General features: G+C 62.7%; 20 protein-coding genes. 13 read left to right on the top strand and 7 right to left on the bottom strand.

The genetic code is table 11. The features are described 5' to 3' along the window. Window positions 1–192: 192 nt before the first annotated feature. Window positions 193–465, bottom strand: coding sequence for a hypothetical protein (locus tag ACK59Z_RS23335; RefSeq protein ID WP_003251523.1), 273 nt, complete (start codon window positions 463–465; stop codon window positions 193–195). 154 nt (window positions 466–619) lie between these two features. On the opposite strand from ACK59Z_RS23335, the gene ACK59Z_RS23330 reads away from it, so the two are divergent. The 4 genes from ACK59Z_RS23330 (at window position 620) to ACK59Z_RS23315 (ending at window position 4,338) form a co-directional block, all read left to right on the top strand. Continuing rightward, a complete protein-coding gene (locus tag ACK59Z_RS23330) occupies window positions 620–1,096 on the top strand; it encodes a PaaI family thioesterase (protein ID WP_108190325.1) in 477 nt (158 codons plus the stop codon). Continuing rightward, entirely contained in the window at window positions 1,093–1,575 is a 483-nt protein-coding gene (locus tag ACK59Z_RS23325; RefSeq protein WP_003251519.1) for a PaaI family thioesterase, read from the top strand. Before ACK59Z_RS23330 ends, ACK59Z_RS23325 begins: the two co-directional genes overlap by 4 nt. Window positions 1,576–1,644: 69 nt before the next feature. Beyond that, window positions 1,645–3,549 (top strand): molecular chaperone HtpG, encoded by a 1,905-nt coding sequence (gene htpG / locus ACK59Z_RS23320; protein WP_108190326.1) that lies wholly within the window; start codon window positions 1,645–1,647, stop codon window positions 3,547–3,549. Between the two features lie 63 nt (window positions 3,550–3,612). Further along, entirely contained in the window at window positions 3,613–4,338 is a 726-nt protein-coding gene (locus ACK59Z_RS23315; protein ID WP_010954943.1) for a dienelactone hydrolase family protein, read from the top strand. Window positions 4,339–4,476: 138 nt separating this feature from the next. On the opposite strand, the gene ACK59Z_RS23310 is transcribed toward ACK59Z_RS23315, so the two are convergent. After that, window positions 4,477–5,340 (bottom strand): pirin family protein, encoded by an 864-nt coding sequence (locus ACK59Z_RS23310; protein WP_108190327.1) that lies wholly within the window; start codon window positions 5,338–5,340, stop codon window positions 4,477–4,479. A gap of 117 nt (window positions 5,341–5,457) precedes the next feature. Between ACK59Z_RS23310 and ACK59Z_RS23305 the strand changes: the two genes are divergently transcribed. After that, window positions 5,458–6,465: an amidohydrolase family protein gene (locus tag ACK59Z_RS23305; protein WP_064493143.1), complete on the top strand. Its 1,008-nt coding sequence runs from the start codon at window positions 5,458–5,460 to the stop codon at window positions 6,463–6,465. 157 nt (window positions 6,466–6,622) lie between these two features. Here ACK59Z_RS23305 and fabB read toward each other — a convergent pair whose 3' ends face one another. The 5 genes from fabB to ACK59Z_RS23280 all read right to left on the bottom strand — a co-directional run bounded on the left by fabB (window position 6,623) and on the right by ACK59Z_RS23280 (window position 13,510). Beyond that, complete coding sequence (fabB, locus tag ACK59Z_RS23300) at window positions 6,623–7,843, bottom strand: beta-ketoacyl-ACP synthase I (RefSeq protein WP_012051741.1); 1,221 nt, start codon at window positions 7,841–7,843, stop codon at window positions 6,623–6,625. Between the two features lie 11 nt (window positions 7,844–7,854). After that, complete coding sequence (fabA, locus tag ACK59Z_RS23295; protein ID WP_003251509.1) at window positions 7,855–8,370, bottom strand: 3-hydroxyacyl-[acyl-carrier-protein] dehydratase FabA; 516 nt, start codon at window positions 8,368–8,370, stop codon at window positions 7,855–7,857. Window positions 8,371–8,577: 207 nt separating this feature from the next. Beyond that, window positions 8,578–10,509, bottom strand: coding sequence for an ATP-binding protein (locus ACK59Z_RS23290; RefSeq protein ID WP_108190328.1), 1,932 nt, complete (start codon window positions 10,507–10,509; stop codon window positions 8,578–8,580). After that, window positions 10,506–11,396 carry an ABC transporter substrate-binding protein gene (locus tag ACK59Z_RS23285; RefSeq protein WP_409293722.1) on the bottom strand — a complete coding sequence of 297 codons (891 nt, stop codon included), beginning with the start codon at window positions 11,394–11,396 and terminating at the stop codon, window positions 10,506–10,508. Before ACK59Z_RS23285 ends, ACK59Z_RS23290 begins: the two co-directional genes overlap by 4 nt. Then, window positions 11,396–13,510, bottom strand: a complete 2,115-nt coding sequence (locus ACK59Z_RS23280) for a TonB-dependent siderophore receptor (RefSeq protein WP_108190329.1) — start codon at window positions 13,508–13,510, stop codon at window positions 11,396–11,398. The genes ACK59Z_RS23285 and ACK59Z_RS23280 overlap by 1 nt, the downstream gene beginning before the upstream one ends. Before the next feature lie 275 nt (window positions 13,511–13,785). Between ACK59Z_RS23280 and ACK59Z_RS23275 the strand changes: the two genes are divergently transcribed. The 8 genes from ACK59Z_RS23275 to ACK59Z_RS23240 all read left to right on the top strand — a co-directional run bounded on the left by ACK59Z_RS23275 (window position 13,786) and on the right by ACK59Z_RS23240 (window position 19,889). Continuing rightward, entirely contained in the window at window positions 13,786–14,811 is a 1,026-nt protein-coding gene (locus ACK59Z_RS23275) for an NAD(P)H-dependent glycerol-3-phosphate dehydrogenase (protein ID WP_003251500.1), read from the top strand. A 36-nt stretch (window positions 14,812–14,847) separates the two neighbouring features. Then, the gene (locus ACK59Z_RS23270) at window positions 14,848–15,195 is read left to right on the top strand and encodes a DUF4389 domain-containing protein (RefSeq protein WP_108190330.1); all 348 of its coding nucleotides are present in this window, start codon (window positions 14,848–14,850) and stop codon (window positions 15,193–15,195) included. Continuing rightward, window positions 15,192–15,650: a phosphohistidine phosphatase SixA gene (sixA, locus tag ACK59Z_RS23265; protein WP_012051746.1), complete on the top strand. Its 459-nt coding sequence runs from the start codon at window positions 15,192–15,194 to the stop codon at window positions 15,648–15,650. Before ACK59Z_RS23270 ends, sixA begins: the two co-directional genes overlap by 4 nt. 163 nt (window positions 15,651–15,813) lie before the next feature. Further along, entirely contained in the window at window positions 15,814–16,188 is a 375-nt protein-coding gene (locus ACK59Z_RS23260; protein ID WP_409293732.1) for a hypothetical protein, read from the top strand. A gap of 92 nt (window positions 16,189–16,280) precedes the next feature. Then, the gene (locus tag ACK59Z_RS23255; protein ID WP_003251493.1) at window positions 16,281–17,069 is read left to right on the top strand and encodes an alpha/beta fold hydrolase; all 789 of its coding nucleotides are present in this window, start codon (window positions 16,281–16,283) and stop codon (window positions 17,067–17,069) included. Further along, entirely contained in the window at window positions 17,066–17,920 is an 855-nt protein-coding gene (locus ACK59Z_RS23250) for an alpha/beta hydrolase (protein WP_108190331.1), read from the top strand. Before ACK59Z_RS23255 ends, ACK59Z_RS23250 begins: the two co-directional genes overlap by 4 nt. A gap of 109 nt (window positions 17,921–18,029) precedes the next feature. After that, window positions 18,030–18,824, top strand: a complete 795-nt coding sequence (locus tag ACK59Z_RS23245) for a DUF4892 domain-containing protein (RefSeq protein ID WP_014755902.1) — start codon at window positions 18,030–18,032, stop codon at window positions 18,822–18,824. Window positions 18,825–18,836: 12 nt separating this feature from the next. After that, complete coding sequence (locus ACK59Z_RS23240; RefSeq protein WP_019750854.1) at window positions 18,837–19,889, top strand: AI-2E family transporter; 1,053 nt, start codon at window positions 18,837–18,839, stop codon at window positions 19,887–19,889. Window positions 19,890–19,987 lie beyond the last annotated feature (98 nt).

Genomic DNA, 19,987 nt, shown 5'->3' with positions numbered 1-19,987 from the left:
CAAAGTAAGTTCCTCCGAGACACGTCGCGGGGTTTTACTTTGAACGAGAACCCGCCCGCAAAATTTACTGCGCGGCGCGCGGCGGGCGCTGATAAATGCCGGCGGCGAGTGAACTATTGGGTTAAACGTTTAAGCTGCAACTTGCAAACACAAAAAAACCCGACAGTTGTCGGGTTTTTTTGTTGACTCGAGTTACTGCTTGGCAGGTTCTGCCGGCGTAGCTGGAGCCGGAGTAGCCGGAGCGGCTTCTTCGGCAGCCTTCTGCTCGGCTTCGGCCTGATCTTTGGCAGCTTCGGCGTTTTCCTTGGCGGCTTCGTTCATCTTATCCTGAGCTTCACCCATTTTTTCCTGGGCTTGCTCGGCGTGTTGCTGTGCGTCCTGGGCTTTGTCTTCGCTCGCTTTATCGCAAGCAGCCAGGCCCATGGCAGCGGCCAGCATCAGAGCAAAAGCAAAAGGTTTACGCATGGGGGTGTTTCTCCTTGGTGGAATAAGTGACTTGTTCCTTCGAGTGCAACTACGCGGAATAAGTTCCACGAAGATTACAGATATATAACGCCCCGTTCTACATAGACTTTTTAACGAATTTATGCCGCTGCCCTGCGGCCGGTGGGAACAGCCGATGAACGATTCAACCTTGATGGCAATGGCCGAACGCTTTCTCTCGGCGTTAAAACATTGTCAGCTGTTGCAGATGCGCGTGGCGCAGGCTGATGGTGATGGCATGACCCTGGTCCTGCCATGGTCGCAAGCGATTGTCGGCAACCCGCAAACCGGTGCCGTGCACGGCGGTGCGCTGACCACGCTGATGGACACCACCTGTGGCATGGCCACGTTGTGTGTGCTGCCGCGCTTCGAAGTGTGCCCGACGTTGGACCTGCGCATCGACTACATGCACCCGGCTGAGGCCGGCAAGGACATCTACGGCCACGCCCAGTGCTACCGTGTTACCCGCGACGTGATCTTTACCCGTGGCACCGCCTACCAGGACGACCCCGACCAGCCCATCTGCCAGGTGGTGGGCACGTTCATGCGCCTGGGCCAGGACATCAAGGGCGGCATCCGTTTCGGCGACAGTCTGAAGGAGGGCAAGGCATGATTCCGCACGCGGTGCGCCAGCAGCTCAACGCCGCCCATGCGGTGGGCGACTATCGACCATTGCTGGCGCTGATTCCCTATGCCGGGCTGATCGGCATCGAATGCGAACGTCAGGGCGATGATGTGTTGTTCCGCCTGCCGGCAAGCCCGGACAATATCGGCAACCCACTGCTACCGGCCATTCATGGCGGCGTGATCGCCGGCTTCATGGAGCTGTCGGCAGCGCTGTACCTGCTGATCTACAGTGAGAGCGCAAGCATTCCGAAGATCATCGACTTTTCTATCGACTACCTGCGCGCCGGGCATTTTCGCGATACCTACGCCCAGTGCCAGCTGTGGCGTCAGGGCCGGCGGGTGACCAACGTGGCCATCACCGCCTGGCAGGGCGACAGGCAGTCGCCGATTGCCACGGCCCGTGCGCATTTCAAGATCGAACCGGAAAAGCCCTTGAAATCATCCGGGCAGCCCCCATCTGCATGACATCCGCCGTTAACGCTGGCCGAACCGGCCGCCAGGCGCCAACGCCATCAGATCGGAGTTTCGAAGACCATGACTGTGGAAACACAAAAGGAAACGCTGGGCTTCCAGACCGAGGTGAAGCAACTGCTGCACCTCATGATTCACTCGCTGTACTCGAACAAGGAAATCTTCCTGCGGGAGCTGATTTCCAATGCTTCCGACGCCGCCGACAAGCTGCGTTTCGAAGCCCTGGCCAAGCCAGAGCTGCTCGAGGGCGATGCTGACCTGAAGATTCGCCTGAGCTTCGACAAGGACGCCGGTACCGTGACCCTCGAGGACAACGGCATCGGCATGAGCCGCGAAGACGTCATTGCCCACCTGGGCACCATCGCCAAGTCCGGCACTGCCGACTTCATGAAGAACCTCACCGGTGACCAGAAGAAGGACTCGCACCTGATCGGCCAGTTCGGCGTGGGCTTCTACTCCGCGTTCATCGTTGCCGACAAGGTCGACGTGTACAGCCGCCGTGCGGGCCAGCCCGCGGCCGAAGGTGTGCACTGGTCGTCGAAAGGCGAGGGCGAGTTCGAAGTCGCCACCATCGACAAACCACAGCGCGGTACCCGTATCGTCCTGCACCTGAAGAAGGACGAGCAGGAGTTCGCCGATGGCTGGCGCCTGCGCAACGTGGTCAAGAAGTACTCCGACCACATCGCCCTGCCGATTCAGCTGCCGAAAGAGCAGGCCGCCGCCGAAGGTGAAGAGCAGCCGGCCGAAGAGTGGGAAACCGTCAACCGCGCCAGCGCCCTGTGGACCCGTTCGCGCACCGAGGTGAAGGACGAGGAGTACCAGGAGTTCTACAAGCACATCGGCCATGACTTCGAAAACCCGCTGGCCTGGAGCCACAACAAGGTCGAAGGCAAGCTCGAATACAACTCGCTGCTGTACGTGCCGGCCCGCGCGCCGTTCGACCTGTACCAGCGCGAAGCGCCGCGCGGCCTGAAGCTGTACGTGCAGCGTGTGTTCATCATGGACCAGGCCGAGTCGTTCCTGCCGCTGTACCTGCGCTTCATCAAGGGCGTGGTCGATTCCAATGACCTGTCGCTGAACGTGTCGCGTGAAATCCTGCAGAAAGACCCGATCATCGATTCGATGAAGACCGCGCTGACCAAGCGCGTGCTGGACATGCTGGAGAAGCTGGCGAAGAACGAACCCGAGAAATACAAGGGCTTCTGGAAAAACTTCGGTCAGGTGCTGAAAGAGGGCCCGGCCGAAGACTTCGCCAACAAGGAGAAAATCGCCGGTCTGCTGCGCTTTGCGTCCACCCAGGACGACAGCGGCGAGCAGAGCGTCGCCCTGGCCGACTACCTGGCCCGCGCCAAGGAAGGTCAGGACAAGATCTATTACCTCACCGGCGAGTCGTACGCGCAGGTCAAGAACAGCCCGCACCTGGAAGTCTTCCGCAAGAAAGGCATCGAAGTGCTGCTGCTCACTGATCGCATCGACGAGTGGCTGATGAGCTACCTCAACGAATTCGACGGCAAGGCCTTTGTCGATATTGCCCGTGGCGACCTGGACCTGGGCAAGCTGGATTCGGAAGAAGACAAGAAAGCTCAGGAAGAAGTCGCCAAGGACAAGGAAGGTCTGGTCGAGCGACTGAAAGGTGCGCTGGGTGACAGCGTGGCCGAAGTGCGCGTCTCGCACCGCCTGACCGACTCGCCGGCGATCCTGGCCATTGGCGAGCAGGACCTGGGCCTGCAGATGCGCCAGATCCTGGAAGCCAGCGGGCAGAAAGTGCCGGAGTCCAAGCCGATCTTCGAGTTCAACCCGAGCCACCCGCTGATCGAGAAGCTGGATCACGAGCAGAGCGAAGACCGTTTCGCCGAGCTGTCGCACATCCTGTTCGATCAGGCGGCCCTGGCGGCTGGTGACAGCCTGAAGGACCCGGCGGCTTACGTTCGTCGCCTGAACAAGCTATTGGTCGAGCTGTCTGCTTGAGTTGATGCACAGCAAAGCCCGCTTCGGCGGGCTTTTTTATGACGAGTGCCAAAGGAGTGCTTGATGAGCAAAGTAATCGTCGAATCGCTGGTTTATCACCTGTCTGGCAAGACCTACGAAAGCCGTTTGGTCTATGAGCCGGGTGCGCTGGGCCGCCCAGGGCTGGTGATGGCGCCGAACTGGATGGGCATTGGTGAAGGTGCTGAGCGCATTGCCAAGGAAGTGGCCGAGAAGGGCTATGTGGTGCTGATCGCCGACCTGTACGGGCAATCGGTGCGCCCGTCCAATGCCGATGAGGCAGGCGTGGCGATGATGCCGCTGAAGAATGACCGTGGCGAACTGCGCAAGCGCATGCAGGAGGCCTTGGCGCAATTGCTGGGGCAGTCGAAGGCGTTGCTGGAGCCTGGCAAGGTGGCCACCTTCGGCTTCTGCTTCGGTGGCTGCTGTGCCTTGGAACTGGCCCGTAGCGGCGCCGACCTGCGTGCGGCCGTGTCGTTCCACGGCACCCTGGACACGCCGAATCCTGAGGATGCCAAGCGCATCAAGGGCTCGGTGCTGGTGTTGCACGGTGCCTCCGACCCATTGGTGCCTAAAGAGCAGTTGCCGGCATTCGAAGACGAGATGAACGCGGCCAAGGTGGACTGGCAGTTGCTCAGTTATGGCGGCGCGGTGCACTCGTTTACCGACCCGAATGCCAATATGCCGGGCAAGATGCAGTATGACCGGCGCACTTCCGAGCGAGCGTTCCGTTCGATGCATAATCTGCTGAGTGAAGTGTTCCAGCGTTGAGATTGCAGGGGGCTGCTTTGCAGCCCTTCGCGGGTGAACCCGCTCCTACGAGGGCCTGTGCCCAATCAACGATGTGTGTCCACCCTCGATCAGGTGTAGGAGCGGGTTTACCCGCGAAGGGCCGCAAAGCGGCCCCGATCACCGAGGCAACTCGATCCTCGAATGTTCCCCCGGCACCTCCGGCCAATCCCCCGCGGCCCACCTGGCCCGGGCCCGCTCGATCAGCTCCGGGTCGCTGGCCACGAAATTCCAGTTCATCCGACGCGGCCCATCCAGCGGTGCGCCGCCAATCAGTACCAATTGGCATTCACCCTCCGCATACAACGTCACCTCTTCCCCCTCCGGCAGTACCACAAGGGTGCACGGCTCCACGTCTTCATCGTTCATCATCAACTCACCATCGAGCACGTACAGCGCCCGCTGCACATGCTCGGTCGGTACCAGCAAGGTGGTCGCCGGTTGCATCCGGACATGCGCATAAAGGGTAGGGGACAGCACCGGCACCGGTGACGCCAGGCAGAACCCGCTGCCCGCAATCATGCAGATACGTACACCCAGGCTGTCACTGACGGGCAGGCTCTCGGCGGGGTGATGGCTGTAACTTGCCGGGCCTTGCTCAAACGCGCGTGGCGACGCCAGCCATACCTGCAGCCCATGCAGGCGCGAACCATGGGCCAGGGCATCTTCCGGGGTGCGCTCGACATGGGCGACGCCGCTGCCCGCAGTCATCCAGCTGACATCGCCAGGCAGCACCCGCTGCGCCGAGCCGAGGCTGTCCTTGTGCAGGATTGCGCCTTCGAACAGGTAGGTCAGGGTGGACAGGCCGATATGCGGGTGCTGGCGGATGTCCATGCCATGCCCCGGGGCATAGTCTGTTTCGAGCATGTGGTCGAAGAACACGAACGGGCCGACGCTGCGGCACTGGGCTGATGGCAGCGGGCGCAGGATCGGCTGGCCCTCGACCGTCTCGGCTCGGGGGTGGATGACCAGTGGGCTGCTCATGGGGAAGGCTCCAGGCACGGTGGAAGTGCCTCAAGCATAGCGGTTTGCCCGCCGTGGCTGAACCGTCTTGGCGGCCGCCTGGTCTACTGGGTTCGTACTTGCATGAGGAAGATGACCATGACCGCCAGAGCGCTGGCTTGTGTGCTGTTGTTCGGCTGGCTGTGCCAGGCGGCCCAGGCGCGCGAGTACCGCTACAGTGATGCCCACTTGCACTACGTGGACTTCTTCCAGGAAAGTGAAGGCATGCCGGCGCTGATCAAGGCCATGGATGCCGCAGGGGTTGAGCAGTCGATGATTTCAGGCATACCCGTGGCCAAGAAATGGCACGAAGACGAGCCCAAGCGCCCGCGCTACTACGCCGGTGATGACGCCGACGCCTATTGGTACAGCGCCACCGACACTTACGTAGCGGCGGCGCTGCAGCAATTGCCAAGTGAGCAGCGCAAGCGGTTCCACCCGTTCCTAAGTGGTTTCAACCCGGTGGACAAGAATGCTGTCAGCCATATCGAGCGCATGCTCGATTTGTATCCGGGGCTGTGGCAGGGCATCGGCGAGGTGTTCACCCGACATGATGACCTGACAGCGCTGACCAGTGGCGACACGCCACGTGCCAATAATGAAGCCATGACGCGTATCTACCACCTGGCGGCCGAGCGCGACCTGCCCGTGCTGCTGCATTCCAACATCACCTCCAAGCGCGAGCGCAACCCGCTCTACCTGGCGGAGATCGAAGAGCCGCTGCGCAACCATCCGCACACGCGATTCATCTGGGCGCATGCGGGCAGCAGCATGGAGATACACCGCCACCAGACGCAGATGGACTTTCTACTGCCGGTGCTGACGCGATTGCTGGAGGACTACCCGAACCTGTATGTCGATTTGTCGTGGAGTGTGCTGCAGCCGTATTTGCTGGATGAGCAGGGCGTGCCGCGCAAGGCATGGCTGGCGCTGGTCGAGAAGTACCCGGAGCGGTTCATGCTGGGGTCGGATGTGGTGGGGCGGTTCGGCAGCCTGGGGGAGCAGATGCACGGGTTCAAGCCGTTTCTGGATGCCTTGCCGGAGGCGGTGGCGCACAAGGTGGCCCGGGAGAATTTTCTGGCGGTGTTGCCCAAGGTACAGCAGTGACCTGTGCGGGCCTCTTCGCGGGTAAACCCGCTCCTACAGGGTGGGCACAGCGCTGAAGGCTTGTGTGGTGGGTTTACCCGCGAAGAGGCCCGCACAGGCAATACAAACAAAAACGCCCCGAACCAGTCGGGGCGTTTTCATTGACAGCAGCAGCGTCTTACTTGCCTTCCCAGCGCTTGAGCACCAGGGTGGCGTTGGTGCCGCCGAAGCCGAAGCTGTTGCTCATGACCGTGTCGATCTTGGCGTTTTCTTCGGTTTTACGCAGGATTGGCAAGTCGGCGACTTCCGGATCCAGCTCGTCGATGTTGGCAGAGCCGGCGATGAAGTTGTTTTCCATCATCAGCAGGCAGTAGATCGCCTCGTGCACGCCGGCAGCGCCCAGCGAGTGACCCGACAGGCTCTTGGTAGAGCTGATCTTCGGCGCCTTGTCGCCGAACACGGCCCGCACGCCCTTGATTTCGGCCACGTCACCGACCGGGGTCGAGGTACCGTGGGTGTTCAGGTAGTCGATCGGGGTGTCGACAGTGGACAGCGCCTGCTGCATGCAGCGGATGGCGCCTTCGCCGCTCGGTGCAACCATGTCGTAGCCGTCGGAAGTCGCACCGTAGCCAACGATTTCGGCGTAGATCTTGGCGCCGCGGGCCAGGGCGTGTTCCAGTTCTTCGACCACGACCATGCCGCCACCGCCAGCGATGACGAAACCATCACGGTCAGCGTCGTAGGCGCGCGAGGCCAGTTCCGGGGTTTCGTTGCGCTTGGTCGACAGGGCGCCCATGGCATCGAACAGGAACGACTGGCTCCAGTGCTCTTCTTCACCACCACCGGCGAAGACGATGTCCTGCTTGCCCCACTGGATCTGCTCCAGTGCGGTACCGATGCAGTGAGCCGAAGTGGCGCAGGCCGACGAGATCGAGTAGTTGATGCCCTTGATCTTGAACGGGGTGGCCAGGCATGCCGACACGGTGCTGCCCATGGTGCGGGTAACGCGGTATGGGCCGACGCGCTTGACGCCTTTCTCACGCAGGGTGTCCAGCGCTTCCATCTGGTTCAGGGTCGAGGCGCCGCCGGAACCGGCCACCAGGCCGGTACGCGGGCTGGAAACCTGCTCTTCGGTCAGGCCGGCGTCCTTGATCGCGTCCTGCATGGCCAGGTAGGCGTAGGCAGCCGCATGGCCGACGAAGCGGTAAACCTTGCGGTCGATCAGTTCTTCGAGGTTGAGGTCGATGGAACCGGAAACCTGGCTACGCAGCCCCATTTCCTTGTATTCCGGGTTGAAACGGATACCCGGACGGCTGTTGCGCAGGTTTTCGGTGACGGTAGCTTTGTCATTGCCCAGGCACGATACGATGCCCAGACCAGTGATAACGACGCGGCGCATGCGAATAACCCTTAGAAATTGTCAGTGGAGGTGAACACGCCGACCCGCAGGCCTTCGGCAGTGTAGATCTCGCGGCCGTCGACGCTGACCGAGCCATCGGCGATGGCCATGTTCAGCTTGCCCTTCAGGACGCGCTTGATGTGAATGTTGTACGTGACTTTCTTGGCTTCAGGCAGTACCTGGCCAAAGAATTTCACCTCGCCCGAACCCAGGGCGCGGCCACGGCCTGGCAGGCCCTGCCAGCCGAGGAAGAAGCCAACCAGCTGCCACATGGCGTCGAGGCCCAGGCAGCCCGGCATGACCGGATCGCCTTCGAAATGGCAGGCGAAGAACCACAGGTCCGGGTTGATATCCAGCTCGGCGACCAACTCACCTTTGCCGTACTTGCCGCCTTCTTCGCTGATATGGGTGATGCGATCGACCATCAGCATGTTCGGCGCGGGCAGTTGCGCATTACCTGGGCCGAACAGCTCACCGCGACTGCAGCGCAGCAGGTCTTCCCGAGTAAAGGCGTGTTGTTTGGTCATGCGAGCTCCTCAATAACCCCCTGCGGCAGGGGATGAATCTTCCCGGCCGGCCCGAAAACCAAGCGCTTCGAGACGGCAGCCTACAGGTAGACTATTGCGTTGTGGTGAAAGTCACAGCGCACCTGGTGAAAGAAGTACAGGTGTGCACTGAAACGTCTATTTTCAGGTCCGATGAAGGTCCTGTCCAGTGTTTAAGACTGCCGCACTTTAGCATTTATCGCCAGTCGCGGTTGTCTGACCGGGTAACCAGCGCTGCAGCACCTGCTGCAATTCGGTACGGCGCAAGGGTTTGCTCAGGTAATCGTCCATACCAGCGGCCATGCAACGTTCGCGGTCGCCCTGCAACGCGTTGGCGGTCAGGGCGATGATCGGTAGCCCGGCGCCGTTGGGCAACTGGCGGATGCGTCGGGTGGCTTCATAGCCGTCCAGGTGCGGCAGGCGGCAATCCATCAGCACGGCAGCAAAGCGCTGCTGGCCGACCCGCTCGATGGCTTCAAGGCCATCTTCTGCCGTGCATACTGCCAGCCCCAGGCTGCGCAGCATGGCTTCCACGACACTGCGGTTGACCGGATTGTCCTCCACCAGCAGTACCTGATCATTGTCCGGCACCGTCGTTTGTGCAGCCGTTGGCGGCGTCAGCGGGATGGGGGCAGGGGTGGCGAGTGCCAGCGGCATCTCCAGGGTAAAGGTCGAACCCAGGCCCTCACGGCTTTCACCGCGTAGCTTGCCGCCCATGCGCTCGGCCAAGGTACGAGCGATCGACAGCCCCAGCCCGGTACCGCCATAACGACGGGAAATCGAGCTGTCGGCCTGCTGGAAGGCGACGAACATCATTTCCAGGCGGTCGCTGTCGATGCCGATGCCGGTGTCGCGCACGCTGCAGGTCAGCCAGATCAGCTGCCGGTCGAGCACCTGCCAGCGTGCGTCGACTTGCACCTGGCCACGTTCGGTGAACTTCAGGGCGTTGCCCACCAGGTTCAGCAGGATCTGGCGGATGCGCGTGGGGTCGCCGTTCACCTGCAACTGCTCGATGCCGGCCGGCAGTTGCAGGTGCAGGCCCAGGCCGCGTTGCTGGGCGCTGTGCTGGAACGACTGGACACTGCTGGTGATCAGCTCGCCCAGGTTGAAGTCGATGTGCTCTAACTGCAGCGCGGCGCGTTCGATGCGCGAAAAATCGAGGATGTCGTTGATGACCTTCAGCAAGTGCCCGGTGGACTCGCTGGCCACTGCCGTGTAATCGGCCTGTTCATTGCTCAGCGGCGTGGTTTCCAGCAGTTGCAGCATGCCCAGCACGCCATTCATCGGGGTGCGCAATTCATGGCTCATCATCGCCAGGAAATCCGATTTGGCGCGGTTGGCCTGTTCGGCCTCCTCGCGGGCCTGGATCAGTTCGGCAATGGCCTGCTTCTGTTCGGCACTGGCCTGTTCCAGGGCGCTGGCCAGGTTGTTGATGTGGCGGGCCAAGTGGCCCAGCTCGCTGTCGTCGACGACCGGCAAGGGGGTGTTGTACTTGCCTTGCTGAATTGCCTTGACCGCATGGCCCATGTCGCTGATCGGCTTGGCCAGGCTCAGGGCCAGGCGGCGTGCCAGCAAGAAGGTGAACAGCAGGGCGAACAACGCCAGGATCCCGGCCTTGATCACGATTTCCTGCTGGCGCTGACTGAAGGCGTCATCGGACATGCCGACGATCACGCGGCCCAGGTAGTCGTCACCGATGGCCGGGGTGGTGGCTTTGCCCTGTTGCAGGAAGTCGTTGTCCAGGCGGATTTGCTGCAGGCGAATGGGCGCCTGGAACACTTCGACCCGTTGCGCGCGGTTGGCACTTTCGTCGGACTGCTCGACGTACACCAGGATGTGGTTGCGGCTGTCCTGCACTTCCAGAAAGCGTACGTGCGGGATGCTGAGGGTGGCACGCATCAGCCCTTCAAGCACTTCGTTGTTGCCCGAGATCACCCCATACTCCGACGCCGGTGCCAGCTGGTTGGCGATCAGTTGCCCGGTGTGGTTGAGTTCCTGGCGCAGGTCCTGGATGCGTACGAAGGTAAAGAAACTGATCAAGATCAAGGTCAGTAGCAGGGCGGGGCCGAGACTGATGATCTGCGTGCGGGTATGAATGTCCCAGCTCAAGCGTTTGCTCATGGGGTGGGTTCTCCCTCGGCCAGGGCCTTGACGGCGGCGTTCTGATCGATCGGTTCAAGACCCAGGGCCCGGGCCACCTGCTGGTTGCCACTGACCCCGTAGCGCACTGGGTACAGGCTGCGCGGCCAGCGTGTCGGCGGCTGGTCGAGCAACTGGTCGAGCACCCACAGCCAGTCGTCTTGGTCGCTGTAGGTACTGGCCAGGGCGCCGGCGCGAACGAAGCCGGCGTTCGGGCCGATCAGTGCCATCTGCCGGCCATAACTGCTCAACAGCAGGTTCTTTGCGGTCTTGGAGTTGTACAAGTCAGGGTCGTCCAGGCCCAGTAGCACATCGCTGTTGCCCAGCAGGTGCTGCAGCGGCCGGTTGTCACGCGGGTCGGACCAGTCCTGGGCCACGATCTCCAGGCCCAGCGGCCGTGCAGCATGGCGCAGTTCGTCCAGCAGAAAGCTGCTGTGCTCGCCGTACAGCACGCCAACGCGCCTGGCCTGCGGCAACAAGTAGCGTGCCAGGCGCAGTTGCCGTCCCAACGGTGCGTCGCTCCACAACAGTGTGAGGAACGCGGGGCGCGACTTTCCCAGGCGCTGTTCAGCCTGTACCCGGCTGACCCGCATGACCAGCGCCGGCGGGCCGGCGGTTTCTCCCAGGCGCCATTCCAGTGCTGCGTTGTCGAGCAGGATCAGGCGTTGGTCGGATTTGAGCTTGCCCGGGCGCGGCAGTTCGGTGGTGGTGCGAAACTGCACATGATCGTGTGGCCGGCGGCTTTCCAGTGCGGCGATGAAGCTGCGTACACCGGGCTGGTCCTCAGCCCCAACCAGCAGGACTTCGCTGGCGGACAAAGGCCCCAACGGCCACAGGCAGAGCAGCAACAGGCGCAGCAGCAGGGCCATCAGAACTCCAGCTCCGCGCTCACGCTCAGGCGGTGACGGCTGTCGTAGCGGTTCTGCAGGGCCGAGGTCGGTTCATCGTCCAGGCGCTGCTGCCACAGCGCCGCCAGCTCCAGGTTGCTGCCATACACCCGAAAACGCTTGGCCAGGCGCAGGTCCAGACGCTCGTAGCGGTACTGGTTGAGGGCATCGTCACCGTAATAGAACAGCGCGCTCGACCAGCCGGCACCCCATTCGCGCATCCACCCGGCCGAGCCGCTGTTGCGGGCGCTGAGGCGACGGTCGTCGGGGTTACTGGCCCAGGCATCGACATAGGCATAGGTCAGGCGCAGGCGGTCGCGCAGGGTGGGGCGCCAGTCCATTTGCGCCTCGCTGCCGCTGAAACGGGCCTTGTTGGCGTTGCTGGCGATGTACTGGTTGTTCCTCAGCGGCTCGCTGATCATGCCGGTGATCTCGTCGTAGAACAGCTTCACATCCAGGCTCAGGTCGATGTCGCTGAAGTAGCCGTTGTAGCCCAGCTCGCGCGAGCGCATGCGCTCCTGTTCAAGGTCGCCAGGGCCACGGGTCTTGACGAAGTACTCACCGTTTTGCAGGCCGAATGAATTGGGGGTGAGGTTCTTGACCGTGTAACTCCAGTTGACGTTGTTCTCGAACATGTCGGGCGAGCGCACCGCTTCGGAGTACACCGCACGCAGACCGTGGCGTGGGGTGATCAGGTAGTTGACCGCGATGCGCGGGGTCAGCGAACTGCCTGACAGGCGCGAGTCTTCGAACATGGCGCCACCCTGCAATATCCAGTGCTCGTCGGCCCGCCATTCCAACTGGCCGAACAGGCGCCAGGTCTGGTCGTCGATGCTGCCGTTGAAGTAGGTCTGCGAGTCGGCGCGATCATAGCGGTAGTTCATGCCACTGAGCAGACGCAGGCTATCGGTCAGGCTCAGGGTGTCCTGGATTTCCAGGTCATAGCGGGTTTCACGGGTGCTCTGATCGACATCGCCGCAGACCTGCTCCCGCCCTCCCTGCTCCCATTGCTGCTGCACTTTCTGCAGAAGCCCTTTCAGGGCTGGGTCGTCAGTGGAAAGGGGGGCGCCGGTCGCAATACCGCGCGCCACTTTTTCGGCGAAGTCGGGGTTCATCTGCCAGAGCTGGGTCAGTTCGGGGCTGAACGACTGCAAGGCATCACAGGCGCGCCACACTTGCTGGCGATCAAAATGCTGGGCTGAACCCTGGATATAAAGGCTGTGTTCAGCGCTGAAGTCTTTGGTCCAGCGCAACGAGCCCGCATAGTCCTTGGCGTTGACGTCGGCATTGTTCCCGGACTCGTATTGCTGGAACACCGGCTGGTAGGTGTAGGGCCGCTGATTGCTGCCTTCCTTGGCCGCCAGTTGCCACTCCAGGGTCTGGTCGACTGCCAGGTTGTGGTTGGCGCTGAGGTTGAAGCGGGTCAGGCGGCGGCTGTCGCGGTAGTCCTGGCCGAACTGGTTCTCATCGAAGCCGTCGTCCTGTTGGCCCGACAGCGACAGGCGCATGTCGCCACCGTCCCAACCGAAGCCGTGGCTGGCATAGAAGTCGTTGATGCCGTCCTGGCCGCGCGTCACTTTCAGCCGTGTACCATGGCTGTCGGCGGGGTTGCGGGTGAGGATGTTGACCACTGCCATCAGGGCGTTGGCGCCATAGCTGACGGTGTTCGGACCGCGGAACACCTCGATGCGCTCGATGTCCTCCATGGCCAAGGGGATGTCGCTCCAGTCCACCGTGGCCAGGCCTGCGCGGTACACCGAACGGCCATCGATCAGTACCTGCATGCGCCGTGCGTCGTTGACGTTGCTGCCGTGGTAGTTGACCGTGGGTTGATTGCCGGCACCGTAGCCGATCATCATGCCCGGTACCAGGCGCAGCAGTTCGGGGATGTCACGGGCACCGCTGGCGCGAATCAGTTCGCTGTCGAGTACGGTCATGCTGCCCGGGACAGCGGCGGGGGATTGTTTCAGGCGAGTGGCGGTCAGAACCTGTGGCAGGTCGGGGGTGTCGATGAACAGGTCGTCGGCCGCAGCCTGGCCGCCGAGCAGGGCGGTCAATAACAGCAGGCGCGGGTACGGTGGCGTGCCAGGGAACACGGAGCGGCCTTTGTTTCAGGATTGAAACAGGCATGGTAACTGACCTTGGCGTATTTTCCAGTGATCTGCAGCGGTTTTGCAGCGTGCCTGTCCTGACGCTTTCGTGGGGGCGGAAATCGAGCGCCGCCGGCGCGGCGCATCGCGAGCACGCTCGTGCCTGCATTTGTTGCAACGTGGCCATGACAGTGTCATCTGCGTTGCTAACCTTGGCGCAAGGCAGGCGAGCCGTATAATGGCGGGGTCGCCACTTAACTTTTGGCTTTAATGGATTGGATATGACTGAACAGCAACCTGTTGCGGTTCTGGGCGGCGGTAGCTTCGGCACCGCCGTGGCGAACCTGCTGGCGGAAAACGGTGTGCCGGTGCGCCAATGGATGCGCGACCCGGCGCAGGCCGAGGCCATGCGTGTGAATCGCGAGAATCCGCGCTACCTCAAGGGTATCCGCCTGCACGATGGGGTTGAGCCGGTCAACGACTTGCTGGCCACCCTGCAGGCCAGCGAGCTGATCTTCGTTGCCCTGCCATCGAGTGCCTTGCGCAGCGTGCTGGCACCGCATGCCGAGCTGCTGCGCGGCAAAGGCCTGGTCAGCCTGACCAAGGGCATCGAAGCGCAAAGCTTCAAGCTGATGAGCCAGATCCTCGAAGAAATCGCCCCTGAGGCGCGCATCGGCGTTTTGTCGGGGCCCAACCTGGCGCGCGAGATCGCCGAACATGCACTGACTGCCACAGTGGTGGCCAGTGAGCACGAAGCACTGTGCCAGCAGGTACAGGCCGTGCTGCACGGGCGTACCTTCCGCGTCTACGCCAGTGCCGACCGTTTCGGCGTCGAACTGGGCGGTGCATTGAAGAACGTCTACGCGATCATCGCCGGCATGGCGGTGGCCTTGGGGATGGGCGAGAACACCAAGAGCATGCTGATTACCCGGGCCTTGGCCGAGATGACCCGTTTCGCCGTCAGCCAGGGCGCCAACCCCATGACGTTCCTCGGCCTGGCCGGTGTCGGTGACCTGATCGTCACCTGCTCCTCGCCCAAGAGCCGCAACTATCAGGTTGGCTACGCACTGGGGCAGGGTCAAAGCCTGGAAGAGGCAGTCAACCGCCTGGGCGAAGTGGCCGAGGGGGTCAACACGCTCAAGGTGCTCAAGACCAAGGCCCAGCAAGTGCAGGTGTACATGCCGCTGGTGGCTGGCCTGCATGCCATCCTGTTCGAAGGCCGCACGCTGAACCAGGTGATCGAGCACCTGATGCGCGCCGAGCCCAAGACCGATGTCGATTTCATTTCCATCAGCGGTTTCAACTGAGCCCTTGGCGGCTCTGACACGAGCAAGGAGCAACACATGAACGATACGCCCGAACGCGCCCAGCGCGAGTCGATCATCCTGCGGGTGCTGTGGATGCTGGTGTTCCTGGTGGTCTGGCAACTGGCCGAGTTGCTGTTGGGTGGCCTGGTGCTGGTACAGCTGATCTACCGACTGGTGTATGGCGCGCCCAGCGCCAGCCTGATGAACTTCGGCGACAGCCTGAGCCAGTACCTGGCACAGATCGGCCGCTTCGGCAGTTTCCACAGCGACCAGAAGCCATGGCCGTTCGCAGACTGGCCGGCCCCGCGTACGCCGGAAGGTGAAGCCGCGCACGCCGTGGCACCGGCCGCGCATCCGGTGCGTGACGAGGAACCCAAGCTGTGAAGCTGTGGGTGCTACGCCACGGTGAAGCTGAGCCGCGGGCCAAGACAGATGCCGAGCGCCGGTTGACGGCCCATGGTCGCGAGCAGGTGCTGCACAGTGCGGCTTACCTGATCGGGCAGCCATTGCAGGCGATTGTCGCCAGCCCTTACGTACGCGCCCAGCAGACCGCCGCGCTGGTGCATGACACCCTGGGTTTCGCCGAACCGGTGCGCACCGTGCCCTGGCTGACGCCCGAGGGTGATGTACAGCAGGTCATCGGCGAAATCGAGCGCCTGGGGCTTGAGCATGTGCTGCTGGTCAGCCACCAGCCGCTGGTAGGTACCTTGGTCGGTGCACTGGAGCACGGCCACAGGCAACAGCCGGCAGCCATGAGCACTGCCAGCCTGGCAGAACTGGAAGGGGAGTGGCCGCTGGCCGGGCTGATGACGCTTCGGGCCATCCACTCACCCGCGTGAACTTCCCATGGCTTGTGCAGGCCACTGTTTCGCTCGCATTCTGAATGCTGGCATGGGTAAAGAGCGATAAGGCAACTGGCATTTTTGTCAGTTGTCGCACTTCACCACCGCTTGCTAGCGTTGCCACATGGCAAATATCAGGGAACGGCGAATGAGGGGTGAAATGCTGGAGCTGTTGAGTTCCCTGGACCTGCAACCCACCCTGGAACAGGTTGACCAAGGTACCTCGCTGGATTTCGCCCAATACAGCCTGCTGCGTGAATCGGCCGATGCCAAGCTTTACCACCTGATGCGCAAGGTGACCGACAACCCCAGGCTGGACCCTGCTGCGAGGCAACAATGCGAACAGGACCTGCGGACGCTGCAGGATGCCTGCCTGCGGGTTTCGCACTTGCTGCAAACCAGTTGTCTGGCCTTGCGCCGCCTGCAACTGGACTACCAGGACCAGCGTCTGGCCCGCGAGGCGCTGGAGAGCCAAGTGGCCTACATGCAGGCCTGCCTGCGTCGGTCGCTGAGCAGTTTCGACCGCTCGGCATGACCTGATCCCCCTCGCCGATGACCTTTATGGACATTGCCGAACTGCCCCGCGATGCCGACAATGGGCCATCATTCCGGTCCGGACCAGGCGCCATGTCGCAGCAGATCTTCTTCGCCCATGCCAACGGTTTCCCATCGGCCACCTACGGCAAGCTGTTTGCCGCGCTGGCGCCGGACTATCAGGTGCAGCACCTGGCCCAGCATGCGCATGACCCGCGCTTTCCCGTGGACGAAAACTGGCAAAGCCTGGTCGATGAATTGTTGCATCACCTGGCGCAGCAGGACCAGCCGGTCTGGGGCGTCGGCCATTCGCTGGGTGGCGTGTTGCACCTGCACGCGGCATTGCGCTGCCCCGAGTACTACCGGGGGCTGGTGATGCTCGACTCCCCGGTGCTCACCCGCGCTGATCAATGGCTGCTGCGCACAGCCAAGCGCTTTGGTTTCATCGACCGCATCACACCGGCCGGGCGCACTCTGGGGCGTCGCGAAACGTTCAATGACCGCGACAGCGCCCGGGACTATTTCGCTGGCAAATCACTGTTCCGCCATTTCGATCCCGATTGCCTCGACGCTTATGTAGAACATGGCCTGCAGGTGGTGGAGCAAGGGCTACAGTTGCGCTTCGACCCTGCTACTGAAATCAGCATCTACCGCAGCATCCCGCACACCAGCCCCGCCCCCGCGCGCCAGTTGCAGGTGCCGCTGGCCATGGTGCGCGGCAACCGTAGCAACGTCATTCGTCGCCACCACACCTTGGCCGTGCGCAGTATGCCCAAAGGTGAATACCACAGTGTACCGGGTGGGCACATGTTCCCGCTGGAGCGCCCGGCCGACACTGCCAGCCTGATCAAGGGCCTGTTCGACCGCTGGAGCCAGGCATGAGCGCACACGTTGAGGAAATTCGTCTGAGCCTGGGCCATATCGAACTGGCTGCACACCTGTTCGGCCCCGAAGATGGGCTGCCGGTGATTGCCCTGCATGGCTGGCTGGACAATGCCAACAGCTTTGCCCGCCTGGCACCGCAACTGAAAGGTCTACGCCTCGTCGCCCTGGACCTGGCCGGCCATGGTTATTCGGAGCACCGCCCGCTTGGCGCCGGTTATGCCCTGGCCGACTATGCCCATGACGTGCTGCGCGTGGCCGAGCAACTGGGTTGGCCGCGTTTCGCCCTGCTGGGGCATTCGCTGGGCGCGATCATTTCGGTGCAACTGGCCGGTGCATTGCCCGATCGGGTCAGTCACCTGGCGCTAATCGACGGCGTGATCCCGCCGACTGGCGCCGAGCAGGACGCAGGTGAGCGCTTAGGGATGGCACTGCAAGCCCAGTTGCGGCTGGATGGCAAGCGCAAGTCGGTGTATGCGACATTGGAAGCAGGGGTGCAAGCCCGGATGAAAGGCATGGTCGCGGTCAGCCGTGAAGCGGCGGAGCTGCTGGCCCAGCGTGGCCTGATGCCGGTGCCCGGTGGCTACAGCTGGCGCAGCGACAGCCGGCTGACCCTGCCCTCGCCGGTGCGCCTGAGCGAGACCCAGGCCATGGCCTATGTGCGGCGGGTGAGTTGCCCGGCGCTCTTGGTGGTCGCCGCCGACGGCATGCTGGCGCGCCACACCGGGTTGCTGGAGCAGCTACCCTTTGAACAGGTGACACTACCCGGCGGCCATCACCTGCACCTGAACGATGCGCAGGGCGCGGCCCTTGTTGCAGACTGTATCAATCGCTTCTTTGGCTTTGCTTGACTTGCACCGGACAAGTGTCGAGGCTTGGCGGGTTGAACAGGGAGACAACCATGCAACTGCCAGACATCCTGGAGCTTCAATTCGGCGCTGAGCGCCGCCTGGTTCGCCAATGAGCGTACCCGTTTCCATTCGCACTGCCTTGGCTGCCTGTCTGGTGCTCGCCACCCCCGTGTCGTGGGCCGGCGTCCTGCCGGTCCCGCAGGACGCCAAGGTGGTCGATCAACGCCCGGCGACGGAACAGGAGCGGGTTTACCCGATGGGCCCGCTACGCAAGATCAGTGGCCGCCTGCGGGTCGATGACAAAGTCGAAAGCCGCGGTCAGGTCAGCTCGGTAACCTACGAATTGCCTGTTGAGCGTACTGCACGCGAGGCCTTCACCAGTGCCCGCGAAGCACTTGTGCGCGAGGGTGGCTACCCGTTGTTCTGGTGTCAGGGGCGTGATTGCGGTGAGGCCAGCCTGTGGGCCAATGATGTGTTCGCCAATGCCCGCCTCAACGGAGGCGACGAGCAGCAGGCGTTCATCCTGCTACGCCGCTCGGCAGACGAGGCCGACACCCTGGTCGCGCTGTACAGCGTTACCCGTGGCAACCGCCGTGCCTATCTGCATGTGGAAGAGTTCATCGCAGGCAGCCCGCTGGGCGAGCTGCTGCCAACCGCTGCCACGGTGCTGCGCGAAATGCGTGACACCGGCAAGCTCGACTACCCTGACCTTGCTGCGCCGCAAGACGCCTGGGTAAACCTGCTGGCCCGCAGCCTGAACCTTGACAGCACCTTGCGCGTCAGCCTCAGTGGCGCCCAGGCTGAGGCCTGGCGCGAGGCGCTGGTCAAGGCCGGGGTGCGCAATCGCCGTCTTGAAGTCGGCAGTGCGCCTACAGACGGCCTGCACCTTGAACTGATCCCTTGAACGAGCACCCTCATGGTTAACAATGATCGCCTGCTGGTCCAGATTCTGCTGGTGGCGTTGCTAGGTGCCGGCCTGTGGGTGATGGCACCGTTCATATCGGCATTGTTGTGGGGGGCCATCCTGGCCTTTGCCAGCTGGCCGTTGATGCGCTTCCTTACGCGCCTGCTGGGCGGTCGTGAGACGCTGGCAGCCGGCCTGCTGACCATGGCCTGGATCCTGATCGTGGCACTGCCGCTGGTGTGGCTGGGGTTCAACCTGGCCGATCACATTCGCGACGCTACGGCGTTTGTGCGTGACGTGCAGGTCGACGGCCTGCCCGATGCACCGGCCTGGTTGGGTGGCATTCCATTCGTTGGCGAGCGTCTGGTCAACGGTTGGCAATCGCTGGACCAGCAAGGCGCAGCCTTGCTTACCTCGATCAAGCCTTACTTTGGGCAGGTGGGCAACTGGTTGCTGGCGCGTAGCGCGCAGATCGGCAGCGGCGTGCTGGAACTGACCCTGAGCCTGGTGTTCGTGTTCTTCTTCTACCGCGACGGGCCACGCTTGGCGGCATTCGTGCTGCGCTTGCTGCACCGGCTGGTGGGCGAACGCGCCGAGTATTACCTGGACCTGGTAGCCGCTACCGTGCAGCGGGTGGTCAACGGGGTGATCGGCACGGCGGCCGCGCAGGCCCTGCTGGCGCTGATCGGCTTCCTGATCGCGGGGGTGCCTGGGGCGATCGTGCTGGGGTTGGTGACCTTCATGCTCAGCCTGATCCCCATGGGGCCGCCACTGGCCTGGATCCCGGCCACCGCTTGGCTGGTGTGGAAGGGCGAATACGGCATGGCGGTGTTCCTGGGCGTCTGGGGCACCTTCGTCATCAGCGGCGTGGACAACGTGCTCAAACCCTACCTGATCAGCCGTGGTGGCAACCTGCCGCTGGTGATCGTGCTGCTGGGCGTGTTCGGCGGCTTGCTTGCCTTCGGCTTCATTGGCCTGTTCATCGGGCCGACCTTGCTGGCGGTAGGCTACAGCCTGCTGCTGGACTGGAGCCGTAACGCGGCGCAGCAGCCGCCACAACAATAAGCCTGTAACGGCCCTTTTGCGGGTTTGCCCGCTTCCACAGCTACCACACAGGCCTTGAAGGCTGTGCAGTACCTGTGGGAGCGGGCGAGCCCGCGAAG

This window comes from Pseudomonas sp. KCJK9058 (assembly GCF_046230975.1).
Classification (GTDB): Bacteria; Pseudomonadota; Gammaproteobacteria; order Pseudomonadales; family Pseudomonadaceae; genus Aquipseudomonas; species Aquipseudomonas alloputida.
The sequence above is the reverse complement of the archived record's forward strand: the minus strand, read 5'-3'. Positions and strand labels throughout refer to the sequence as shown.

What these genes read in the sequence shown, in the direction of transcription:
- ACK59Z_RS23325 (WP_003251519.1), top strand. Translation starts at nt 1,093, where the DNA reads ATGATTCCGCACGCGGTGCGCCAGCAGCTCAACGCCGCCCATGCGGTG.
- ACK59Z_RS23330 (WP_108190325.1), top strand. Translation starts at nt 620, where the DNA reads ATGAACGATTCAACCTTGATGGCAATGGCCGAACGCTTTCTCTCGGCG.
- ACK59Z_RS23270 (WP_108190330.1), top strand. Translation starts at nt 14,848, where the DNA reads ATGAACGATACGCCCGAACGCGCCCAGCGCGAGTCGATCATCCTGCGG.
- ACK59Z_RS23255 (WP_003251493.1), top strand. Translation starts at nt 16,281, where the DNA reads ATGTCGCAGCAGATCTTCTTCGCCCATGCCAACGGTTTCCCATCGGCC.
- ACK59Z_RS23310 (WP_108190327.1), bottom strand. Translation starts at nt 5,340, where the DNA reads ATGAGCAGCCCACTGGTCATCCACCCCCGAGCCGAGACGGTCGAGGGC.
- fabA (WP_003251509.1), bottom strand. Translation starts at nt 8,370, where the DNA reads ATGACCAAACAACACGCCTTTACTCGGGAAGACCTGCTGCGCTGCAGT.
- ACK59Z_RS23245 (WP_014755902.1), top strand. Translation starts at nt 18,030, where the DNA reads ATGAGCGTACCCGTTTCCATTCGCACTGCCTTGGCTGCCTGTCTGGTG.
- htpG (WP_108190326.1), top strand. Translation starts at nt 1,645, where the DNA reads ATGACTGTGGAAACACAAAAGGAAACGCTGGGCTTCCAGACCGAGGTG.
- ACK59Z_RS23250 (WP_108190331.1), top strand. Translation starts at nt 17,066, where the DNA reads ATGAGCGCACACGTTGAGGAAATTCGTCTGAGCCTGGGCCATATCGAA.
- ACK59Z_RS23290 (WP_108190328.1), bottom strand. Translation starts at nt 10,509, where the DNA reads ATGAGCAAACGCTTGAGCTGGGACATTCATACCCGCACGCAGATCATC.
- fabB (WP_012051741.1), bottom strand. Translation starts at nt 7,843, where the DNA reads ATGCGCCGCGTCGTTATCACTGGTCTGGGCATCGTATCGTGCCTGGGC.
- ACK59Z_RS23315 (WP_010954943.1), top strand. Translation starts at nt 3,613, where the DNA reads ATGAGCAAAGTAATCGTCGAATCGCTGGTTTATCACCTGTCTGGCAAG.
- ACK59Z_RS23285 (WP_409293722.1), bottom strand. Translation starts at nt 11,396, where the DNA reads ATGGCCCTGCTGCTGCGCCTGTTGCTGCTCTGCCTGTGGCCGTTGGGG.
- ACK59Z_RS23275 (WP_003251500.1), top strand. Translation starts at nt 13,786, where the DNA reads ATGACTGAACAGCAACCTGTTGCGGTTCTGGGCGGCGGTAGCTTCGGC.
- ACK59Z_RS23335 (WP_003251523.1), bottom strand. Translation starts at nt 465, where the DNA reads ATGCGTAAACCTTTTGCTTTTGCTCTGATGCTGGCCGCTGCCATGGGC.
- ACK59Z_RS23305 (WP_064493143.1), top strand. Translation starts at nt 5,458, where the DNA reads ATGACCGCCAGAGCGCTGGCTTGTGTGCTGTTGTTCGGCTGGCTGTGC.
- ACK59Z_RS23260 (WP_409293732.1), top strand. Translation starts at nt 15,814, where the DNA reads ATGCTGGAGCTGTTGAGTTCCCTGGACCTGCAACCCACCCTGGAACAG.
- ACK59Z_RS23240 (WP_019750854.1), top strand. Translation starts at nt 18,837, where the DNA reads ATGGTTAACAATGATCGCCTGCTGGTCCAGATTCTGCTGGTGGCGTTG.